The organism is Echinicola sediminis (genome assembly GCF_054777495.1).
In genome coordinates, this window is sequence record NZ_BAAHAP010000215.1 from 1 (window position 1) to 2,189 (window position 2,189).

General features: G+C 40.9%; 2 protein-coding genes. One reads left to right on the forward strand and one right to left on the reverse strand.

What is annotated here, in order from left to right; translation table 11 throughout:
• The first annotated feature begins 263 nt into the window (after positions 1-263).
• Positions 264-1,442, forward strand: a complete 1,179-nt coding sequence (locus tag ACYVAA_RS22790) for a hypothetical protein (RefSeq protein WP_460546361.1) — start codon at positions 264-266, stop codon at positions 1,440-1,442.
• A gap of 276 nt (positions 1,443-1,718) precedes the next feature.
• Here ACYVAA_RS22790 and ACYVAA_RS22795 read toward each other — a convergent pair.
• Positions 1,719-2,189: IS91 family transposase (locus ACYVAA_RS22795; protein WP_460546363.1), on the reverse strand; the 471-nt coding region annotated here is incomplete at its 5' end.

Consider the following 2,189-nt stretch of genomic DNA (forward strand, 5'->3'; position numbering starts at 1 on the left):
ATGGCCCTTTCAATGATGGTCTGGCTTTTTTTTCATAGCTTAAACTGTTAAAATTTACGATAAGGCTAATTTAGGAAGTTCCGGACAATCATGCCGGCTTCCTGCTTTAGCTGGATTCGTTCAACAAGGCATATAGCTTATGGCGGGTGAACGGCTGTCAGCAAGGCTTTCGCTGCGTAGCCAAGTTTGTTTTCGGTGGACAGGAAAGTGCTTCGAAAACCGCCACACGCCATATGCTTGACCGTTAGCGGGCATTAAAAAAAATGACATTGAAGGAATATAAAATAGCGAAAGGATGGGCGATATTTATTTATCTATTTGCCCCATTATTGATTGGACTATTTGGATGGGTTCTAATTATTCCATTTCAAAATGGCGACTTCTCACCAAGTTTTACTTGGATTTTAGTTCCAATTTCTATTGCAATGATAGCCGTAATGGTTTTTGGCGTAATGGAAGCTTATAAAGGCAAATTCATAATAAATTCTGATTCCATTGAATCCATTAGTTCATTATCAAATAGGGTTTTGAAATTTGATGAGATAAAAGGATTTACAATCAACGAGCAATATATTTTCATTGAACCGAAAAACAAACTCGAAAAAAGGATAAAAGTCAGCTCGTATACAGGTGGATATAATGAAATATTAAATTGGCTATATGAGAACTATCCAGACCTTGACCAACAAAATGCTATAAAAGAAGAACAAGAGATTTTGAGTGATGATTCCGTTGGCTGGACTATGGAAATAAGGGAAGAAAAGCTTAACAAGGCTAGGAAGACTGCCAAAATCATTAATTGGGCTGCAGGAATAGTAGCAGCTTGGACTTTTTTTTATCCTACCCCATATCAGTACTCGATTTTTATAGCAGCAGTAATTCCAATTATTGCATTAATAGTTACTAAGGCCTCAAATGGTTTAATCAGAATAGATGAAAAGAAGGGAAGCGCTTATCCTTCCGTTATTTATGCTTTTATCTATCCTTCCCTTGGTATTATGCTACGGGCACTTTTAGACTATGAGATTTTCGATTACGGAAATCTATGGTTTACTGTAATAGCAATAACAATACTTTTCCTAGTAGCACTTATGATTAAGCAAAGAGAAATAACATTTAAAAAGAAGATGGACTTTTTTACTGTTGGTAGTTTGAGCTTATTTCTTTTTGCCTATAGTTATGGAATAGTTATTCATTACAACTGTTTTTATGATAATTCCGAGCCAACGTTTTATACGGCTAAAGTTTTGAATAAAAGAATTAGTTCAGGAAAGTCAACTACACGATATTTAGAGCTTACTACTTGGGGACCACAGACCGAAATCGATGAAGTAAATGTGGGCAAAGAATTTTATAATAGAACTGAAATTGGAGACCAAGTGAATATTTATTTCCGAAAAGGAAATTTAGAAATACCTTGGTTTATAGTGACAGATAATTGAAAAATAAAAATAACGACCCGCTAATAACTAAGCATTCGTGTGGCCGGAACGGCCGAACATGAATGCAGTGTTGAACGGGTGGTGCTGGGAAAGGGGTCATTATGGGGAAAGCTTTTTCCCCTTTTGTGTTTTTGGAGGACTGGGGCCAAGAAGCGCGATACTTGTGATACTTGTTTGCTTGCAGTCCGGTGGTGACAAGGTTGTTCTTTGTGAGGCTTATAAGCCTTTGGACAGCTTTACGGGCTGTTTTTTTGGTTTTTGGGCATAGATTTCCCCTTACACCCTTTGGTGTACCGACGGTTGTTTTCTGATTTTGCCCATCCAATAGTCTGGCGGCCCCCTCTGGTCGAATCGGGCCACGGTGTGCAGCATACCGGTCTTGCAGCAGGGACATTTCCTGAACAGGGAAACGGTACCCTCAGCTTCTTCAAGGGCCACTTCCCCGATCTGGCTGTCTATAGTGGCCTTGTGGTCTTTCTTGAAGGCCGAGGCCAGGATGCCGTAGTGCCTGATGCGGGTAAACCCCTTGGGCAGGATATGGAGGCAGAACCTCCTGAGGAACTCAGGGGCGTCCAATGTACAGGTTTTCTTTTGGCCGTTTTGCCGGTAGTCCTTTACCCAGAAGCGGACCTTTCCGTTCTGGAAGCCCAAGATGCGGTGCTTGCTGATGGCGATCTTGTGGGAGTACCTGCCCAGGTATTCTATCACCTGCCTGGGGCCGAAGAAAGGTCTTTTGCAGTAGACGAC

Excerpts from the sequence above, each read along its gene's own strand:
- ACYVAA_RS22790 (WP_460546361.1), top strand. The coding sequence starts at position 264 with ATGACATTGAAGGAATATAAAATAGCGAAAGGATGGGCGATATTTATT.